The organism is Shewanella sp. GJ50-10 (genome assembly GCF_055808815.1).
Map to the genome: position 1 here is coordinate 3,022,987 of NZ_JBVVSS010000001.1, position 19,468 is coordinate 3,042,454.

Below are 19,468 nucleotides of genomic sequence, written 5' to 3' on the forward strand. Positions count from 1 at the left end.
ACAACGCAGGAAGCGAAGACAAGGATCTTTTCAGTAGCACTCCACAGTAATATCGATATCAACATCGATATCCATTGTTTTATCCTCACGGATAAAAATTACTATGACAGTGCAGCCCCTTTCGGAAACTGCCCCAGCAAACGGCATTGATATAACCTGTTCACTTCGGCACCAAATCCTTTCACGCTAAGTTATTGGTATCACCCAACCTAACCTTACTGATATTTGATGCGCCTCTACTTATGTATTCAGCAGTGCGAGAGCCTGATTTGAAGCTCTCTGCTGCTACACGCCACTATACAAACATAAGCACGAGGTTAATTACCAGATAAAAGTAGCTTATCTTGTGAGAAATAACATCACAACCAAAAAACACCACAGCAGCTTATCAGTGGTGTAACGATTTGTTAGCAAACGAAGGTTTATCCATCAATAACGACCATTTCACTTCATTATGCCGCTTTATGCTTTCTTTATTAATTGATGAGGTTAGTTTCGCAGTTCTAGCAATTGATTGAAGATGATAACTTTCACTGTCATTAATTCAGTTGATGCACTTAGTAATAAACTGCCGCATTAGAAAGTGCCACTGATGGTTATTAAGGTAAACAAGCTGGTAAATGGGCCTTATATCGCATTGCCAAATTAACCATTAAGCTATGAAAAATAACTGAGGCTGATTAATTAGAGCATATACTTAACTAAGAATATTTTACATTTACATTAGGAAACTAAAATATTGAATATGAGTAAATTCGAGACTATTTAAATAACTGGTAAATAATATGGAGCCTTCAGCGATTTAAAGAGCTTTCAACTAATAAAGAGCCTTCAGCGAATTAGAATACCTTCAGCAGATAAAGAAGACTTTAGTTATTAAAGAGACATTAGCTAAATAAGAACTTTAAACAAATAAGGAATTGATAGCGATTTAATTTGCATAAATTCAGCCAATAAGCCCCAAATAAATCCAATCATACTCGATAAAATTCTGTTCAATAGCTTCCCAAATATACCTAATTGTTTTTCTAGGCATTAAAAAAGGTTTTTGCCTGTAAGACAAAAACCTTTTTAGTCCAATCACTCATATCAAATCAATAACAGCCACAGGGAGCAGACTGGGGACTGTCAGCGATAGTTATAATGCGTTGGTTAATTCTGGGATAGCATCGAATAAATCAGCTTCAAGACCATAGTCAGCCACTTGGAAAATTGGCGCTTCAGGGTCTTTGTTAATAGCAACAATGACTTTAGAATCTTTCATACCCGCTAAATGCTGAATAGCACCAGAAATACCGACAGCGATATATAAGTCAGGCGCAACAATCTTACCTGTTTGGCCTACTTGTAAATCATTCGGTACAAAACCAGCGTCAACAGCGGCGCGAGATGCACCTACTGCTGCAGTCATTTTGTCTGCTAACGCTTCTAAAATAGCAAAGTTTTCACCACTGCCCATACCGCGGCCACCAGAAACAATCACACCTGCACTACCCAATTCAGGACGTTCAGACTCAGTGAGTGTTTGTGAAACAAACACGGTTTTAGCTTCAGCAACAAAATCAACGGTAACAGCTTCAGCACTACCTTCATTACCCGCAGCATCAAACGCACTGGTACGAACGGTTAATACTTTTTTGTCATCTAAGCTTTGCACTGTCGCTAAGGCTGAGCCTGCATAAATAGGACGCACAAACGTATCTGCGCTAACCACTTCAATCACTTCAGATATTTGTGCTACATCTAAAAGTGCAGCAACGCGAGGAAGTGTATCTTTACCAACACTGGTGGCAGCTGCAACAATATAGTCGTAATCTCCAGCAAGCTTAACCACTAACTCAGATAAGTTTTCAGCCATTTGCGCTTCATAAGCAGCTGAATCAGCAACTAATACTTTACTTACACCTGTTAATGCTTGAGCAGCAGAAACTGCTGCACCGCATGCGCTGCCAGCAACTAATACATGAACATCACTACCAATAGCTGTAGCCGCGCTAACCACTTTTGCAGTGTCTAGCTTCAAACTTGCATTGTCGTGTTCTGCTAATACTAAAATGGCCATAATTAGATCACCTTCGCTTCATTTTTTAACTTTTCAACTAGCTCAGCTACTGAACTCACCATGATCCCAGCTTGACGCTCAGCAGGAGGTGTCACCTTAACGATGTTTTGATGTGCTTTTAAGCTCACACCTAAATCGTCAATTGAAAGCGTCTCAAGCGGCTTACGCTTTGCTTTCATAATATTTGGTAGTGAAGCGTAACGTGGTTCATTTAGGCGCAAATCTGCTGTCACAACAGCAGGAAGCGGCATTTTAAGTGTTTGTAAACCGCCATCCACTTCACGGGTGACTTCAGCGCCATCAGCGCTTAACTTAAGTTCTGATGCAAACGTGGCTTGAGGCATTTGGGTTAATGCAGCAAGCATTTGACCTGTTTGGTTATTGTCGCCATCAATTGACTGTTTGCCAAAAATCACTAAGTCCGCTTGTTCTTTTTCTTGCACAGCTTTAAGAATTTTAGCAATCGATAAAGGCACTAACTCTTCATCTGTTTGCACATGAATAGCGCGGTCTGCACCCAGCGCCATTGACGTACGTAGCTGTTCTTGCACAGCTTTTGCTCCAATACTGACAACCACGATCTCTGTCGCACTTCCCGCTTCTTTCAATCGAACTGCTTCTTCTACAGCAATCTCACAAAATGGGTTTAACGCCATTTTCAAATTAGCAGTATCAACATTTGTGTTATCAGCCTTTACTCTGACTTTCACATTGGCATCGACTACGCGCTTTACAGGCACCAATACTTTCATGGGATTTCCTTCTACACCTTCAATGTATGTGGATGGCACATTGGTTGTCACCAATGCAATATGGCACAACTTTACGTCCTGTTAACGTTAACGTCAACCGAAGTCAAACACTTGTTTTATATTTTTTTGGTTAAGTTGATGCTTCTAAATAAGTTGTATTTTGTAATAATTTATTAATCTATCGCTTTAATTGCGCATTTTTATTTAATTTTTGTTCATTTAATGATTTTTTTATTTGATCCAAACAAGTTTAGTTTCTATTATTAAAGCCGATTCAAGTAACCGTGTTTTTCTACTATTATTTTTTTAACATTTTAAATGGTCAAATCAATTTACACTTTCGGTTGATTACAATTAAACAATCAAGAGTTTTGATAAGTATTATTTAATAGCCACAGAATTACTTGAGATACTTATTATTTAAAATCATTAGGATGCACATTGATATGAGTGACTTTTTAGAAATTTTAACACATGGTCGTCGTTTTAAAGCTGCAGTAAAAGAGTTATCACTAGAAGATTTACGTGAACTTTCAGTAAAACTTGAAAAGATTATTACTGAAAGAGAAGAAGACGAAAAAGCTGAATTAGAAGCAAATGCAGAACGCAACGAACGTATTGCTGAAATATTAGCTCAAATTGAAAACAGTGGTTTATCAATTGAAGATTTAGGTGAAGTCACTGCTAAGCCGGCGCCAAAGAAACGCGCTCCACGTCCAGCTAAATATCAAATTGAAGTTGAAGGTGAATTAATTCAGTGGACAGGCCAAGGCCGTATGCCAACTGTATTTAAAACGCAAATTGATGCTGGCAAGAAAATGGAAGACTTTTTAATTCCTGGCATGGAATAAAGGTTATCTTTTCTGCAATTAAAGAGCTTACTTCGGTAGGCTCTTTTTTTATCTGCATATCTCAATCAGCAAGTATTTCCACAGCCTTGCTAGCCATGTAAACTGTAACCAATAAAACCCTCTTTAATGCACTCAAAAGAATTAGGCCGTATTATGAACACTTCTCGTCAGCTTGCGTTATTCACTGCCCTTTCGACTTTACTTTTATCAGCTTGTTCAGGTAATTACACATTCAACAGTAATTTAGACGGTGAAGCGATTGATGAATACTTCAAACCTGCAGCTGTAGTGTTATACAAAGATGGTGAGCGCCCTAAAGGTGCGTTTGAAATTGTCGGGTTAGTTGAAGGCGAGTCTTGCCAAGAAACTGAAGCTGGCGTGCCAGCTAATATCGCAGATGCTCGCACAGAAGCTCGTAAAAAAGCAGTTGAATTAGGTGCCAATGGATTAATTGTGAAAAAGTGCTTATTAACAGAACAGAAAACCAATACCTGTTATACCCAAGCCTTTTGTGTCGGCCAAGCAATTAAAACTGAAATTACTGAATAACCGTTAAATATATTAGTTAAATAAATGAATAAATATTCTGAACAGTCTTTTAGTTCTCAGATAGAAGCTGTTGCAATATGTCACACACCGTACAAACAAAAATTTGGAATACCAAGACAACCTGGGTTGGTAAATGTACGAGGCTGGGTTGAACTTGCTCCACATGTTAATAACCTCGATGCAGTTCGTGGTATTGAGCAATACTCTCACTTGTGGCTGCTTTTTTGTTTTCACGAAAACTTAGCCCAGGGTTGGAAAAATACCGTTAGACCACCAAGATTAGGTGGAAATGAAAAGTTAGGTGTATTTGCCACTCGCTCTACATTTAGACCAAACGGTATTGGTCAGTCTGTGGTTAAATTACACAACGTGGTGCAACGCAATGGCAAAGTCTGTTTAGAAATATCAGGAATGGATTTATTAGATGGCACGCCCATTATCGATATTAAACCCTATATTCCTTTTTCTGACTCTATTGATAATGCCAGTGGTGGAATAGCACAGTCGGCACCTAAACTTATAGACGTTGAATTTAGCCCACTAGCACAAGAACAAATTGCTGATTATTCTAGCGCTGAGCAATTGGTAAATTTACAGCAAGTGGTTAATGATGTTTTAGCTCAAGACCCTCGTCCTGCATATAAAAAAGCAAAGTCAGATCCTAAAATATATCAAGTGGCCTTATATGATATCGATATTTTTTGGCGTATTAATAATGACAAAATTGAAGTGATTGAAATAAAGCCAACCTCGGTATGTTAACAACTCAACGCATGTCCAAGTTGCGGTAACTGCCTACTGTTATCTTTGATTAAATGCACAATAAAAAAGCCCAAAACCATGACAAATGATAAACCTGACTATCAAAGCCAACATAAAAAACGCTTATCTTGGATGCCTTGGCTTTATTTTTCATTAAAAGAAAAGCATTTGCTATGGGCTAAACCTTGGCAAGACGACATTCAACAATTATTGATGCAAGTAGAAACGATTCATATTGGTGAGCAATGTTTTATTGCCCCTGAAGCGCATTTATTTGCAGAGCGTGGCCGAGATATCCAAATCGGCAATCAATGCATGATTGCCGCCGATGTGTTTTTACATGGGCCAATCACTATGGGGAATGAAGTGGCAATTAATCATGGTTGTTCATTCGATGGTGGTAGAGTCGGCATCAACATTGGCAATAGAACACGTATTGCCAATAACGTGACGATTTATGCTTTTAACCATGGCATGTCAGTAGACTCTCCCATTTATCAGCAGCCTGTTAGTGCAAAAGGCATCACCATAGGTGATGATGTTTGGATTGGCGCACAAGCTGGTATTGTTGATGGTGTTAAAATTGGTAATCAAGCCGTCGTCGGCATGGGCTGCATAGTGACAAAAGATGTCCCTGAGTTTGCCATTGTTGCGGGAAATCCTGCCAAAATCATTGGCGATAGACGAGATAAGTAGCCTGTTAAATTACCCCACTAAAAAGCACTTCATAATGGCTTAGCCCTGACTTAAATAAGTGTTATTTACTCCGCTAAGTTGGTTGTTAGCAACATCGCTGACAACCTAGCCGATTAACTCTCTTCTATAACCGCCACAATAAAGCATTCTTCGCATCAATTATCTGGTGACAACATCGTGGCAAGTGCTAAAATGTCGCCCATTAATAGTTACTAAGTGGACATTGGGAATGCGAGTTAGCAATTACCTGCTTTCAACACAAAAAGAAACCCCTGCAAATGCAGAGGTTGCCAGTCATCAATTAATGCTACGTGCGGGTTTTATCCGTCGTAATGCATCAGGTCTATATTCATGGTTACCGAGCGGCCTACGTGTTTTACGTAAGGTTGAAGCGATCATCCGTGAAGAAATGGACAAAGCAGGTGCAATTGAAATCTTAATGCCGTTAGTTCAGCCTGCAGATCTTTGGGTTGAAACAGGTCGTTGGGAAAAATTTGGTCCTGAATTATTACGTTTCCAAGACCGTCATAACCGTGACTTCGTACTTGGTCCAACTCACGAAGAAGTGATTACTGACTTAGTGCGTAAAGAAGTGAGCTCTTATAAGCAACTTCCACTAAGCCTATACCAAGTACAAACTAAATTCCGTGATGAGGTTCGTCCTCGTTTTGGCGTAATGCGTGCTCGTGAATTCTTGATGAAAGATGCTTACTCTTTCCATTTGAATCAAGAGTGTATGGACACTACATACGCTGCAATGCATGAAGCATATAATAATATCTTCACGCGCATGGGCTTAGCATTCCGTTCTGTTATTGCTGACACAGGTTCAATTGGTGGTGACACTTCCCACGAATTCCACGTATTGGCTAACAGCGGTGAAGATTTAATCGCTTATTCAACTGATAGCGACTATGCCGCTAATATCGAAAAAGCTGAATCTCCACTACCAACAGCAACATTAGCTGCGCCATCACAAGAAATGACCCTTGTTGATACGCCTAATGCAAAAACTATCGCTGAATTAGTTGAGCAATTTGATATTGAAATCACTAAGACAGTGAAAACGCTGATCGTTAAAGGCGCAACTGAAGAAGCACCATTGGTAGCCTTAGTAGTGCGTGGCGACCATGAGCTGAATGAATTAAAAGCTGAAAAACACGAACTTGTGCTTTCACCTTTTGAATTTGCTAGCGATGAAGAAATCAAAGCGGCTGTGGGTGCAGGCCCAGGCTCATTAGGTCCTGTTGGCCTTGAAATGCCAATTATCATCGACAAAGATGTTGCTGTTATCAGTGATTTCGGCGCCGGCGCTAACCAAGAAGGTAAACACTTCTTCGGCATCAACTGGGAACGTGATTTACCAATAGCTCATGCTATGGATATCCGTAACGTGGTTGAAGGTGAAGCGACGCCAGATGGCAAAGGTACTTATGCATTTGCACGTGGCATCGAAGTGGGTCATATCTTCCAGTTAGGTACCAACTACTCAGAGGCAATGGGCGCAACCGTACTCGATGAAAACGGTAAGTCTAAAGTGATGATGATGGGTTGTTATGGTGCAGGCGTTAGCCGTATCGTTGCTGCTGCAATCGAGCAAAACCATGATGAGCGCGGCATGATGTTACCAGAGTCACTTGCACCGTTCACTGTGGGTATTTTACCAATGAACATGCACAAATCTCATCGCGTTAAAGAAATGGCTGAACAGCTATATAAAGATTTAGCTGCTGAAGGCATTGAAATCTTACTAGACGATCGTAAAGAGCGTCCTGGTGTGATGTTCAACGATATGGAATTAGTTGGCTTACCGCACGTTGTCGTCATTGGCGACCGCAACATCGATGCTGGCGTATTCGAATATAAGAACCGCCGCACGGGTGAGAAGCAAGATATCCCATTTGATCAAATTGTTGATTTCATCAAATCTTCAATTAAAGGCTAATTCAATTTAACCTTATCCAAATCGTAAAGCCTTAGTTTACATTAAGGCCTTTCGAGATAAAGACGCACCATAAGGTGCGTTTTTTTATGCCTAAGCATTTGCCCAGCCTTAAAAACTCTGCCAGTTAAAGATGAAATAATTGTTCAATTACTCGTCGAACCAGATATTATTAACCATACTGATATCATGACGTTAGTCATTAGGAAGGAGATCTTAGTTGTCAGAATCAATTGCACTTGTTTTAGGCGGTGGTGGCGCACGAGCAGCATATCAAATTGGGGTGTTAAAGGCCTTAGTTCAACTGTACCCTCGTAATCATCACATTCCGTTTGAAATAATCAGTGGTACGTCTGCTGGTGCGATTAACGCCACATCTTTAGCCACCCACGCTTCATGTTTTCACTTAGGCGTTAAAAAACTAGATTGGGTATGGCGTCATTTTGAAACGAAAAAAGTCTATCATTCATCGTTTCCTCGAGTATTTAAACATCTGTGTAAAATGGCGCTTAAAGGCCTACAGAGCGATAAAATGAATACTGATGCTGGCAGCTTATTGGATAATGCACCACTGCGCAGCCTGCTTAACCAGTTAATTGATTTTCAGCGTATTGAACGCAATATCGGCAGCGGTGCACTCAAAGCCATTAGCTTAGATGCATCAAGCTACAACGACTCTCACTCTTACAGCTTCTTTCAAGCCAATAGCAGTGTAAGTGACTGGCAAAGAGCTAGGCGGCAAGGAAATCGCTGCACTTTAACCACAGATCATTTAATGGCTACATCTGCCATTCCACTGGTTTTTCCGTCGATTAAATTGAATCAAGCCTATTTTGGTGATGGTTCAGTGCATCAACTGTCTCCACTATCCAGCCCTATACATTTAGGCGCAGATAAAATTATGGTGATTAATCTCGATAGCCCTCATCAACAGCATCATAATGAAGTCGATGCTCATCCCAAAACAGCCACCATTGCAGGTCATTTGCTCGATACTATTTTCTCAGATACTTTAAACAGTGATTTGGAGCGGTTAGAGCGGATTAACACCACATTAGCGTTAATTCCAGAAGCCGATGCTAAGCTAATAAATTTACGAAAAATTGATACTTTGGTGATAAAACCCAGTGAAGATTTAAGTGAAATTGCCGCGCGATATTTTAAAGAGTTACCTATTGCTATCAGGGTGTTACTTAAATTTTTTGGGGTTGATTGCGAAACTGATTCCAGTGTCGTTTCATATTTATTATTTGAAAAAGCCTACACGAGTGCTTTAATTGAATTAGGTTACCAAGATGCAATGACGCAAATTGATACCATCAAAGCGTTTTTTAATATCGACCCAACACTCACAAGTAACAAGTAAGTTATGTAAGTCATAGCCGACTCAATAAGTTTAAACACCAAAGGAATGCTCATGAGCGCAATAAGGATAATTGTAGCGATAGTAGCCATAATGCTCACCGCTTGCTCTGAACCACAATTAACTTTCGACCCAGACCCTGCCAAGGGAAGCTTACACACCGTCGACTGGCCAGGGGTTTATCAAGGCACCTTTCCATGCCCAAGTTGTGATGGCATGAAGACAACCCTCACTTTAATACCACCGAACCAATATAAAATCTCTACTGAACATCTAGGACAAACTCCCCTTCCATTTAAAAATGGCGGCATATTTCACTGGGATAAAACCGGCAATATTATCTATTTAGACCGTGGCCAAATTTATCAAGTCGTTGATGGAAAAATGTATTTACTGAATGTCGAAAGCCAACGTATTCGCGGCGATGATGAAGATAAATACATAGTAAATAAAATTGCAGAGCTCCCCGATGAATCATTAATAAGATCAAATGGTTCGCCTCAATCATCACATTCAAAAGATTGAACAATAAAATTCACCGTCTTAGGTGATTTTTTTTGCTTTCGTTCCAAATTAAAATTAGGTAAAAATGACCGTGTACTCAAAGTGAGTACGACTCATCACTGAGTTGAACAATCATGTTTTTTATGTGGTCATCAATCAGTTTAAGAAACACGTTGGAAAGAGATATGTCTCAATACTACAAATTTGATATCGACGACGCCCTTTGGGAAAACGAAGTTGAAGAAAAGCCAAAAGCGAAGAAGCTCAAGCAACGCAGAGTAGATGTTAAGCGTCGTTATGCAGATGATTACGCAGAGTTGGATTTTGAAGTAAACCAGTACCACTAAAGTGTTTATACTTATTCGATTAAAAAGCAAGTTGCCCCGCAACTTGCTTTTTTGTTGTCGATGACTTTATCGCCACAACAACACTTTTAATTTATTCGCTTAAAAGCGCGAAGTGCCGCCAATATAAAAGCCGTCTTCAAACGATCTGTCCGAACCACCATCATATTGGAACTTCATATTTCGATAACCGATAAAAATAGCCATATTAGGGTTAAATTCGTACTGCACTTTTGCACCTAATTCTGTGTATCCGTCAACATCTGAAAACGATAATACTGATGGTGCATAATAAGCATCACCGTGAAGTGAGATTTTATTGCCTAAGGCGAGCGTATAATGTCCACCAACAGAAATGACACTGCCATCTGGGCTGTCATCAAACCATACCGATGTCCACTTAGGACCGATTTCGATAGTATGTGCACCAGTTTGATGAGTCATATGCATTGCAAACTCAGCAAGATGACCTTTCTTATCAGAATAGATGTACCCACCTTCAAGGTTTGTATGAGGATTTATATTTGATTTTAAATTAGCAGATACCACATGCTCACTTAAGCCAAATGTAACTTCGCTCGCAGTCGCACTTAACGATAGTCCACTGACAGCCATCGCAGCTGCCAAAATGATTTTTTTCATATTACAAACCTCGGTCATAAACTTAATTTGCCGAGATTATACTGAGCTAAAATCTTTAGTCTTTATAAATCAGTTGTATCGCTCACGGTTCAAGCAATACACACACAAACTGCACACACAGAAGCAACATACACCGCATTTTGTTAATTATTGATACCCATTCGCGATTGGTTACGTATTTACTAATAACTAAGTATTCAGTGCTGAATAGGCAACCAATTGCGGGGCTATTTTTAAAAGTACCAGCTTAAGCCTGAGAGCCACTTTCAACAAAGCTTTAATCGATATATTAAGGTTGCAACATAATTTGAATTGCGCACAACTTAATTGACTAAGTTCAATTCTGCTATATAGTGATATTAAATTTATAAGGAGTTTTTATGAGCCAGTCTTTTTACGAGCAAAGTGCTGTTGATATTCAAGGCAACACAGTTTCAATGTCTGATTTCAAAGACAAAGTTGTTTTGGTTGTAAACACAGCGAGTGAGTGTGGTTTTACCCACCAATACAAGCCACTTGAACACCTTTATCAACTCTATAAAGATCAGGGTTTTGTCGTGCTTGGTTTCCCTTGCAACCAGTTCGGCGGGCAAGAGAAAGGTGATGAGGCTACCATCAGTAAATTCTGCGAGCTTAACTTTGGTGTCAGTTTTCCGCTATTTAGTAAAGTTGAAGTTAACGGTGCAAATACGACTCCACTGTATAAGTTCCTAAAGTCATCAGCCAAAGGGTTACTCGGCAGTGAAGGCATTAAATGGAATTTCACCAAATTTTTGATCAATAAAGACGGTAAAGTGTTAAAACGCTACTCACCAACAATGAAGCCTGAAAATTTAATGACTGAAATTGAATCATTATTAAAGTAAGCCAAGTCTGAGAAAAATGACTACGTTGGCGTCAACTAGCGACATACTAAGCAGTATCAATAGAAGCTAGCGCCTATTTATTTTTTCGCAAACGATTGATTTTAAAAACACAAAAATTTAATTGAGAAAAACATTAAATTATTTGTATTTTTTTTGAACTATTTTCTCAGGTGAGGGTCTTATTTATTAAGACAGTGTGATTTCACTTTCATCATCTCCCTGGGACTTCTAGCGCGGTCCCCTTGATCTCAAAGTGGATCGATAGGCAATCATTTGGTTGCCTTTTTTTATGGCTGTTTTTTATCTTTTGCTATCCTATTTTACATGCTTCATCATTCCTTTTGAGGACATGCATTGCTAACTCATCCACCTTATAGCGCGTTTAATGCAGGTTAGTCATTGGATTAATTTTCTTATTGATGGAAATTTACTTCGGAGGTTTAGTCGTTACGGCGAGCTTGGAACTACCGTCCTAAAAGGGAATAACAAAAAGTTTGATCTTTTTTATAAAAAATTTGAACCTTTCTGAAAAGCGTGACTCTGAGTAATGTAGCAAGTTGATAATGTCGATTTACTTTAAAATGAATAAACCCTTCATCACGGTATATTCAAAGTTTATAAACATATCAACATGGTCTCATCAACCAATGCTAACCGAATTAGTTTTAAGACTTTTTCTCTGTTTTAAAGTTTCATCATCATCCCCCACATTTGGGAACGTATCGATAAGCTAGCGCAACCTTGATACATGTCCCGCAAGAAATACTTCTGGCAACCCATTGGGTTGCCATTTTTTTTGCTTTCGATTTATCGTAAATCAGTCTCTACCGTTTTTGTATAACCCTAAGTAAATTTTAAAATTACAGTGTCAAAGGTGAATATCAAAGACAGAAAAGAATAACCACTGCTAAGCAATCTATTGATTACCGAGAAGGTGTCGGTGTGTTACTCGAAGGTGACGATATGTTAGTAGCAGCTATTGGTAGGAGCTAAGCGAAAGAAACGTTTGAGGAAGTGATGCGAAAGAAATTAACAGAAATAATCTTTAAAAATGAATTTTTTTATCGAACCCATTGAACCTTTCCAAACAATGATACTCATAGTAACTGTAGCGAGTTGATAATGACTTACAGTTTCGTAAATCAAGACATTATCTAAAGTTAACTAGCCCTTCATCACGGCAACTTAATTATCGCTGAAAGAATTAGTTTAAAACGTTTTTGTTGTTTTTCATTAATTGTTCATCATCATCCCCCCTTATTTGGGAACGAGTTAATACGCTAGCGCATTATTAGCCATGTCCCGCAGAGATACTTCTGGCAACCCATTGGGTTGCCATTTTTTTTGAGTTAAATTTTAATATTTCATTAAAGCTTAACTCCAGTCACGCTTAACCTCTTTCACACTCAACAGATAATTTAAAAAAAGATCATTTTTTATCGATCGGATTGAACCTTTTTAAAAGTAGCTACTCATAGTAACTGTAGCGAGTTGATAATGTTTAAATGACTTACCGCTTTTTGACAGTATCTCATAACAATTTCAACGGTTAACTAGCCCTTCATCACGGCAAACTAATCAACGCTAACCGAATTAGTTTTAGACTTATTCATTGTGTTTCCTGTAAATGTTCATCATCATCCCCCTTATTTGGGAACGAGTTAATACGCTAGCGCATTATTAGCCATGTCCCGCAGAGATACTTCTGGCAACCCATTGGGTTGCCATTTTTTTTACCTTCCCTAATGCAACTCTAACTAGCAAAACTTAAATACATATTCTCTGCATTGCTAAAAAGGGCTATGACGGGCGTTTATGAATGAGCTTGAACGGCTTTAAAAACAAGAAAGCTGAAGATTGAAGATTAGGATTGAAGATTAGGATTAGGAATTAATTGATGAAGAGATAAAGCTGAAACCGTCACTTAAATCATTTAGTACGGCATAGATAAGCTTAGGAGAAAGCATTGGTATTAAATTGGTTAAATAAATCAAAAAAAAGATCATTTTTTATCGAACCGATTGAACCTTTTCCAAGCTAGGTACTCATAGTAACTGTAGCGAGTTGATAATGACTTACTGTGTAGTAAATCAAGACATTATCTAAAGTTAACCAGCCCTTCATCACGGCAACTTAATTATCGCTGAAAGAATTAGTTTAAAACGTTTTTGTTGTTTTTCATTAATTGTTCATCATCATCCCCCTTATTTGGGAACGAGTTAATACGCTAGCGCATTATTAGCCATGTCCCGCAGAGATACTTCTGGCAACCCATTGGGTTGCCATTTTTTTACCTTAAATTTGCCAGTGCTATTGAATTAATCGCTACCAGTGATTGAATTTCAATCTTTAAATATCAGGTCTAACTGCACTTGCAGCGAAGGATGATAGCCCGCTCTCGCTTGCTCAAAAATTGTCGTTGCTTGAGTTTGGTATCCCGCTATGAGTAGTTCGCTATAAAGGGGCTTCACAAACTTAGCTCGGCCAATATGAGTAAGGAACTCTGCTACTTTTGGTAACACGATTTCGTATTGATTTCTGATTGCAACTCTAAACCAGTCACATGCGAGCTCAGCATTTTGGCTGTTAGTAAAATCAAATGCCATATCGAGATCTTTTAATTGCACTTGGCTTAAGGTAAAAGGCAATTGAGTGATGAAATATTGCCAATGATGTACTCGCCAGCCAGTCACGTTAAGCTTTGCTGCATTAACTCCCTCACTAAACTGCTGCAAAGCAAATGTTACCTTATCTAGACTGGTTGAGGTTGGCGCAATAAACCACTCAGGTAGCCCCTCACCATAAACCCAAATCATTAACTCTGACTCGCTAATTACTGAGCTATGTTGAGTGAGTAATGTTTGCTTTGCATACTTAACGAAGTCTTCGGTGGTAATCGCTTCAAATTTGAAATGCTCAACATAATCAAATAAAAACTTATCGAACGCTTCGCGACCTAATCGTGACTCTAACTCATGGACAAACATAGATGCTTTGTCATAGGTAAATCGATTAAATGAGTCATTCGCATCCTGGCGCTGAACATTAGCAGGTAACGTTTGCGACGCTAATGGCATTGATAGCATTTCTTCTTGTAAGCGACCATATTCAATCACCCATTCCAAATCAGCTTGTTCTTTACCGTAAATCTTTTCAACTAAGCGATTAGTAAAGTAGGTAGTAAAGCCTTCGTTGAGCCATAAATCTCGCCAAGTGGCATTACTGACTAAATTACCAGTCCAAGAATGAGCGAGTTCGTGGGCAACAGTCGACACTAAGCTTTTATCACCAGCAATCAGAGTGGGTGTTATAAAGGCTAATCTCGGGTTCTCCATTCCGCCAAATGGGAAACTTGGCGGAAGTACAATCATATCGTAACGTCCCCATGGGTATGGCCCAAGTAAAGACTCTGCAGCGACAATCATTGATTCAGTATCTTCAAATTCCTTGAGCGCCTTTTCAAGCATGGCTGGTTCTGTATAAATAGCGCAGCGCTCACTCACTTCACCATAGGCAAGATCGCCTACCGCAAGTGCGAGTAAATGTGTCGGGATCGGTTTTTCCATTTCAAATTGAAACAAGCCACTTTGGGGCATTTCTACAGAATTGGCCGCACTCATCACCGCTCTCAAACCGTTATTAACTTGAATTGATGCACTAAAAGTCATTCTGGCTTTCGGAGTATCTTGCAGCGGGATCCAACTGCGAGCATTTACAGGTTGAGATTGACTAAACAAATAAGGAGACTGTTTGCCTAAGGTTTGAGCTGGCGTTAACCACTGTAACCCTTGAGCATCCTTGGAGGTATGATAATTAACGACAATTTCGGTAAGTTCACTGCCGACTTCAATGGTGATCTTTTCGCCCTGAAGTTCATTCACATGCTGCTGGCTGAATTCTAGCTGATGCCCATCGGTATCAGTGATACTAGCAATGTTTAAATCGCGACTATCCAAAATTAATTGAGTCGAAGTAGTTAACCGGTTAAACAATAAATTGACCGAACCTTTTAGCTGCTGTTTATCAAAGTCTACATCTAAGGAAAGCGCCATATGATGCACTTTCATCTCGTCAGTATTCGCTAAAGAATGGTAATCGGTATTGAAATCAAATTGTTCAGCCACAACAGTTCCTTATAGGTATTTTTATGCAGCTATTCTAGCCTAATATCTTGGCTTCATCGAGTGGCTGGTTCAATAGATTTTAGACACAAAAAAGCCTCACGAATGAGGCTTTATTAATCAGATATATCTAAGCTAATATCACTTTAGTGATTAAAGCTTGATACCTGCTTTCTCTAGGTCTTTAGCTACAACACTACGTGGTAGTGGTACATAACCGTCTTTTTCTACGATTTGCTGACCTTGCTTAGATAACACGTAACGGATGAACTCGCGATCCATTGGTGATAAATCTTTGTTAGGGTGCTTGTTGATGTAAACATATAGGTAACGTGATAATGGGTATGTACCATTAGCAGCATTAGCAGCCGTTGCATCAATGTACTTATCGCCTTTCTTAGAAAGTGCTACCGCTTTAACACCTGCAGTCTTATAACCGATACCTGAGTAACCGATAGCGTTAAGACCTTGAGAAACTGACTGAACTACTGACGCAGAACCTGGTTGCTCATTTACGTTTGCTCTGAAATCACCTTTACAAAGTGCTTTCTTTTTGAAGTAACCGTAAGTACCAGATACCGAATTACGACCGTATAACTGAATGTCTTTCTTAGACCAGTTCCCTTCTAGACCAACATCAGCCCAGCGAGTAACATCATCGCCACCACATTTTTTAGTTGACGAGAAGATTGCATCGATTTGTTCAATGCTTAAACCTTCAATTGGGTTATCTTTGTGTACAAATACTGCTAATGCATCAATTGCAACACGAATAGCTGTTGGTTGGTAACCGTAATGTTTTTCAAAAGCTTCAACTTCATTAGGCTTCATTTGACGGCTCATTGGGCCGAACTGAGAAGTACCTTCAGTCAAAGCTGGTGGTGCAGTAGAAGAACCTGCAGCTTGAATTTGGATATTTACGTTAGGGTAAATGTGTTTGAAGTCTTCAGCCCATAACGTCATCATGTTTGCTAACGTGTCTGAACCAACCGATGACAAGTTGCCTGAAACACCACTTGTCTTTTCATATACAGGTAATGTTTTATCAATTGCTGCCATCGATGTTGCTGAAAAAACACCAGCTGCTGCAAAGGCGATAGTGCCAACTAGCTGTTTAAGTTTCATTGTAATGCTCCGGTATTAATAGCGTTGTTATTTAAGACACGCTCAGTATCAATCGCTTCAATGACAAGTCTATGACCAATATGTGACAGTTGTATGACAATCAACATTTTAAACAATTAAGAAACAAACCTTCCAAACGTAGTGACACATAACATAAAAGACAATAAAATCAGTGCCATAACACCACTAAAAACAAGAAGCAACACAAAAAATATAGCGGCATAACTACAAAATTATGACAGCCAGTTTCCGTTTAAATTAAAACCTACGACCGAAACCGACAATTAAATGCTGCCAATTTAAGAAACCGTATTCAGCATAAAAATTCCATTCATTCTTAGAGCCAAAGTCATAATTGACGCTAAAAGACATGTTTTTAGTCTCTTCTTTAGCAAGGTCAATATCAAACTTTACCTCTTCCATTAAGGGTTCAAGTTCGGTCCCCACAAAAGAATAGTCTCCTGTGACATTCTGATTAACACTCTGATGGCTAAATGCTAAAAACCAAGCAAGTTTGTCACTGCCGACATCAAAACGCTGCCCTATTCTCACAGAAGCAAGCTTAGTCTTAATAACACTGTCAGTGGTATCTGTGTGCGCTTTGACAATCGCACCTACTGCCATCACGATGACGGGAGTATCACCGATTATCGGGTCAATTTGCCCTGCTAGTACTGTTCCTATTCCATAGTTTTTGGCTGTGTATTCGATAGGAATAGGCAATACGATGCCATTACATGCCTCGTCACAAGGTAACCCTTCAACATTATCTAGCTTAGCTTGGATGTTTTTGCTTCCCTCGGTATAACCAAGTAACCCGTAGACATTCCAAAACGGTAATATCCAAGCATCGACTTTCAACTGTACGCTTCTATCCGTGCCAGTAATGCTGACATCTTCTGCTGGTACAACATAGTCATTTGGCCCTCTAAACCCCAATAGACCTCCATCTACCTGTACTTGAAAGTCATTCACCGCTACATAGTCAGCATCAATATTGTTATAAAAAAGGCTAACTCCCACAGGGATCGGTAGTTCATGACCGCGCTCTGCAGCTTTGTCTGCCATCAAGGGCAAACCACTCCAATGAGCAGGGGTTGTTTGCTGTTCTACCAGCTCTTTGACATCATTTTCAGCCCAAGACGACAAACTGATAATAGAGAGCAGTAAAAAACCACTTATGTTTTGAGAGTAATTAGCCATAATTCCGAAATGATAATGAATGTGAGAGACGGTCTGGTTTAGAAATTAACTTATTTGAAGAACTGCTTTATTTAGAAAAACAGCCCTGATACATATTGTAAAACATATTAATTAAACTGGAGAAGTAATTAAGCAATCAATGAACCAAGGCTGTTAAGCCCATCACATCGTGTAGATATGAAATATTTCATCCAACAAAAAAGCCAACTCAATGAAATTGAATTGGCCTTATAAAAGTTATTTCACGCAAACGTGTTAAATCTTATGTCAGTTTTTATTAACCACTAAATGGGTTGGAATAATAAAGCTAAAACAACTGCCCTTTTCAAGTTCACTGGTGATATTCAATTCACTATAGTGATGATTCAACGCATGTTTAACTATCGCTAAACCTAAGCCACTTCCACCAGTTTTACTTGAACGGGCATTATCAACCCGGTAGAAACGCTCTGTCAGTCTATTAATATGCTGCGGCGCAATACCAAGACCTGTGTCTGTCACACTAAACCTAGCCCCTGTTGGCACCGTTTCCCATCTAATAGAAATTTTTCCACCGGGTTCAGTATAGCGAATCGCATTAGATATTAAGTTAGTACACGCACTTCTCAGTTGTACCTCATTGCCATGACAATTTAAGTTTTCTTCAATATAGAAAGTCAATTCATACTGGTCCAGCGCTAAAGCTAAGGCCTCATCTTTCAAAATATCAAGCATTGGACGCATATTGATGGTTTGCTCAAGGTCGATATCTGCACCGTCTTCAATACGGGATAATGCTAATAACTGTTCTACCATCGACTGCATACGACGGGTTTGTTGTTGCATTAAATTAAGAGGCTTGTGATTCATGCTGTCTGGCTCTTCCATACTTTGCATGATCTCTAAGTAACCTTGAATAACAGTTAGCGGTGTTTTGAGTTCATGAGAGACATTTGCCACAAACTCTTTACGCATGCCTTCTAGCTGATTGATTCGAGTAACATCTCGCGCAATTAGCAATAATTGCCTGTCACCATAACTCATCAAGCGTATTTCTAATAACCGTTGCTCTGATATTGGAGACGCAAGTTCAAGCGGCTCTTTAAAGTCGCCTTTTTTTAGGTAATCAGAAAAATCTGGATGACGAATTAGATTATCTATTCGCTGGCCATTATCTTGTGGCCAAACGAAACCCAGTATCAATTGCGCCAGTTTATTACACCAAAGAATGTTGTGCTCAGAGTCGAGTACCACTGCAGCATCAGGAAGCGCTTCAGCACCTTGTCTAAATCGGCTAAGTAATGACGCTAGTTGACCTACACGACGACGATTTTTACCCTGAAGCCGATAAATACCGTTAAAGATCCCTTCCCAGCTGCCAGAACCTTGAGGCGGAGTTAGCTTTCTGTCTTTCCAAAGCCAAAAGTTTAGACGACTTATTTGTCGATAATGCCAACCTAAAAGTAAAATACTGCCAACAATAATGGCAAGAGAGACTTGATCAATGATGACGCCGATGAGGGCAAAAACTAGCAGTATTCCAACGAGGCGTAGGAGCAACCGGGATCCTGAATAAGATCGAAACATAAGCAGCCTAATAATTAATGAAAATAATCTCTTAGTGGATTTTTAACTAATTGTCGGTAGAAATAATGGCTCACAAGATAGCTTAAAATGATGACACTGACTATAGCCGATTGTTAAAAA

16 protein-coding genes and 1 riboswitch are annotated in these 19,468 nt (G+C 39.3%); of the genes, 9 read left to right on the forward strand and 7 right to left on the reverse strand.

The features are described 5' to 3' along the window. Positions 1-26 precede the first annotated feature (26 nt). Positions 27-247: riboswitch (Lysine riboswitch) on the reverse strand. Positions 248-1,138: 891 nt separating this feature from the next. Together AC0L4E_RS12735 and AC0L4E_RS12740 are read right to left on the reverse strand one after the other, a co-directional pair. After that, a complete protein-coding gene (locus tag AC0L4E_RS12735; protein WP_220755591.1) occupies positions 1,139-2,062 on the reverse strand; it encodes an electron transfer flavoprotein subunit alpha/FixB family protein in 924 nt (307 codons plus the stop codon). A gap of 2 nt (positions 2,063-2,064) precedes the next feature. Beyond that, positions 2,065-2,814 carry an electron transfer flavoprotein subunit beta/FixA family protein gene (locus tag AC0L4E_RS12740; protein ID WP_473679481.1) on the reverse strand — a complete coding sequence of 250 codons (750 nt, stop codon included), beginning with the start codon at positions 2,812-2,814 and terminating at the stop codon, positions 2,065-2,067. A gap of 446 nt (positions 2,815-3,260) precedes the next feature. Between AC0L4E_RS12740 and AC0L4E_RS12745 the strand changes: the two genes are divergently transcribed. The 8 genes from AC0L4E_RS12745 (at position 3,261) to AC0L4E_RS12780 (ending at position 9,828) form a co-directional block, all read left to right on the forward strand. Next, the gene (locus AC0L4E_RS12745) at positions 3,261-3,665 is read left to right on the forward strand and encodes an H-NS histone family protein (RefSeq protein ID WP_473679482.1); all 405 of its coding nucleotides are present in this window, start codon (positions 3,261-3,263) and stop codon (positions 3,663-3,665) included. A 153-nt stretch (positions 3,666-3,818) separates the two neighbouring features. Beyond that, a complete protein-coding gene (rcsF, locus tag AC0L4E_RS12750) occupies positions 3,819-4,214 on the forward strand; it encodes an Rcs stress response system protein RcsF (RefSeq protein ID WP_473679483.1) in 396 nt (131 codons plus the stop codon). A 24-nt stretch (positions 4,215-4,238) separates the two neighbouring features. Then, positions 4,239-4,976, forward strand: a complete 738-nt coding sequence (gene tsaA, locus AC0L4E_RS12755; protein ID WP_473679484.1) for a tRNA (N6-threonylcarbamoyladenosine(37)-N6)-methyltransferase TrmO — start codon at positions 4,239-4,241, stop codon at positions 4,974-4,976. A 78-nt stretch (positions 4,977-5,054) separates the two neighbouring features. Beyond that, the gene (locus AC0L4E_RS12760) at positions 5,055-5,672 is read left to right on the forward strand and encodes an acyltransferase (RefSeq protein WP_473679485.1); all 618 of its coding nucleotides are present in this window, start codon (positions 5,055-5,057) and stop codon (positions 5,670-5,672) included. A 229-nt stretch (positions 5,673-5,901) separates the two neighbouring features. Next, positions 5,902-7,617: a proline--tRNA ligase gene (locus AC0L4E_RS12765; RefSeq protein ID WP_473679486.1), complete on the forward strand. Its 1,716-nt coding sequence runs from the start codon at positions 5,902-5,904 to the stop codon at positions 7,615-7,617. 217 nt (positions 7,618-7,834) lie between these two features. Beyond that, entirely contained in the window at positions 7,835-8,980 is a 1,146-nt protein-coding gene (locus AC0L4E_RS12770; RefSeq protein WP_473679487.1) for a patatin-like phospholipase family protein, read from the forward strand. A gap of 51 nt (positions 8,981-9,031) precedes the next feature. Further along, positions 9,032-9,502, forward strand: coding sequence for a copper resistance protein NlpE (locus AC0L4E_RS12775; protein WP_473679488.1), 471 nt, complete (start codon positions 9,032-9,034; stop codon positions 9,500-9,502). A 164-nt stretch (positions 9,503-9,666) separates the two neighbouring features. Then, positions 9,667-9,828, forward strand: a complete 162-nt coding sequence (locus AC0L4E_RS12780; protein ID WP_220755583.1) for a small highly charged protein — start codon at positions 9,667-9,669, stop codon at positions 9,826-9,828. A gap of 99 nt (positions 9,829-9,927) precedes the next feature. On the opposite strand, the gene AC0L4E_RS12785 is transcribed toward AC0L4E_RS12780, so the two are convergent. After that, positions 9,928-10,467 carry a YfaZ family outer membrane protein gene (locus AC0L4E_RS12785; RefSeq protein WP_473679489.1) on the reverse strand — a complete coding sequence of 180 codons (540 nt, stop codon included), beginning with the start codon at positions 10,465-10,467 and terminating at the stop codon, positions 9,928-9,930. 380 nt (positions 10,468-10,847) lie between these two features. Between AC0L4E_RS12785 and AC0L4E_RS12790 the strand changes: the two genes are divergently transcribed. Next, the gene (locus tag AC0L4E_RS12790; protein ID WP_220755581.1) at positions 10,848-11,333 is read left to right on the forward strand and encodes a glutathione peroxidase; all 486 of its coding nucleotides are present in this window, start codon (positions 10,848-10,850) and stop codon (positions 11,331-11,333) included. Between the two features lie 2,342 nt (positions 11,334-13,675). On the opposite strand, the gene AC0L4E_RS12795 is transcribed toward AC0L4E_RS12790, so the two are convergent. From AC0L4E_RS12795 to phoR, 4 genes are all read right to left on the reverse strand, one after another. Continuing rightward, positions 13,676-15,400 (reverse strand): M1 family metallopeptidase, encoded by a 1,725-nt coding sequence (locus AC0L4E_RS12795; protein ID WP_473681642.1) that lies wholly within the window; start codon positions 15,398-15,400, stop codon positions 13,676-13,678. A gap of 207 nt (positions 15,401-15,607) precedes the next feature. Beyond that, complete coding sequence (locus tag AC0L4E_RS12800; RefSeq protein WP_473679490.1) at positions 15,608-16,579, reverse strand: PstS family phosphate ABC transporter substrate-binding protein; 972 nt, start codon at positions 16,577-16,579, stop codon at positions 15,608-15,610. A gap of 258 nt (positions 16,580-16,837) precedes the next feature. After that, complete coding sequence (locus AC0L4E_RS12805; RefSeq protein ID WP_473679491.1) at positions 16,838-17,782, reverse strand: hypothetical protein; 945 nt, start codon at positions 17,780-17,782, stop codon at positions 16,838-16,840. A 267-nt stretch (positions 17,783-18,049) separates the two neighbouring features. Further along, positions 18,050-19,348 (reverse strand): phosphate regulon sensor histidine kinase PhoR, encoded by a 1,299-nt coding sequence (gene phoR, locus AC0L4E_RS12810; RefSeq protein WP_473679492.1) that lies wholly within the window; start codon positions 19,346-19,348, stop codon positions 18,050-18,052. Between the last annotated feature and the right edge of the window lie 120 nt (positions 19,349-19,468).

Excerpts from the sequence above, each read along its gene's own strand:
- AC0L4E_RS12735 (WP_220755591.1), bottom strand. The coding sequence starts at position 2,062 with ATGGCCATTTTAGTATTAGCAGAACACGACAATGCAAGTTTGAAGCTA.
- AC0L4E_RS12740 (WP_473679481.1), bottom strand. The coding sequence starts at position 2,814 with ATGAAAGTATTGGTGCCTGTAAAGCGCGTAGTCGATGCCAATGTGAAA.
- AC0L4E_RS12745 (WP_473679482.1), top strand. The coding sequence starts at position 3,261 with ATGAGTGACTTTTTAGAAATTTTAACACATGGTCGTCGTTTTAAAGCT.
- rcsF (WP_473679483.1), top strand. The coding sequence starts at position 3,819 with ATGAACACTTCTCGTCAGCTTGCGTTATTCACTGCCCTTTCGACTTTA.
- tsaA (WP_473679484.1), top strand. The coding sequence starts at position 4,239 with ATGAATAAATATTCTGAACAGTCTTTTAGTTCTCAGATAGAAGCTGTT.
- AC0L4E_RS12760 (WP_473679485.1), top strand. The coding sequence starts at position 5,055 with ATGACAAATGATAAACCTGACTATCAAAGCCAACATAAAAAACGCTTA.
- AC0L4E_RS12765 (WP_473679486.1), top strand. The coding sequence starts at position 5,902 with ATGCGAGTTAGCAATTACCTGCTTTCAACACAAAAAGAAACCCCTGCA.
- AC0L4E_RS12775 (WP_473679488.1), top strand. The coding sequence starts at position 9,032 with ATGAGCGCAATAAGGATAATTGTAGCGATAGTAGCCATAATGCTCACC.
- AC0L4E_RS12780 (WP_220755583.1), top strand. The coding sequence starts at position 9,667 with ATGTCTCAATACTACAAATTTGATATCGACGACGCCCTTTGGGAAAAC.
- AC0L4E_RS12785 (WP_473679489.1), bottom strand. The coding sequence starts at position 10,467 with ATGAAAAAAATCATTTTGGCAGCTGCGATGGCTGTCAGTGGACTATCG.
- AC0L4E_RS12790 (WP_220755581.1), top strand. The coding sequence starts at position 10,848 with ATGAGCCAGTCTTTTTACGAGCAAAGTGCTGTTGATATTCAAGGCAAC.
- AC0L4E_RS12795 (WP_473681642.1), bottom strand. The coding sequence starts at position 15,400 with ATGAAAGTGCATCATATGGCGCTTTCCTTAGATGTAGACTTTGATAAA.
- AC0L4E_RS12800 (WP_473679490.1), bottom strand. The coding sequence starts at position 16,579 with ATGAAACTTAAACAGCTAGTTGGCACTATCGCCTTTGCAGCAGCTGGT.
- AC0L4E_RS12805 (WP_473679491.1), bottom strand. The coding sequence starts at position 17,782 with ATGGCTAATTACTCTCAAAACATAAGTGGTTTTTTACTGCTCTCTATT.
- phoR (WP_473679492.1), bottom strand. The coding sequence starts at position 19,348 with ATGTTTCGATCTTATTCAGGATCCCGGTTGCTCCTACGCCTCGTTGGA.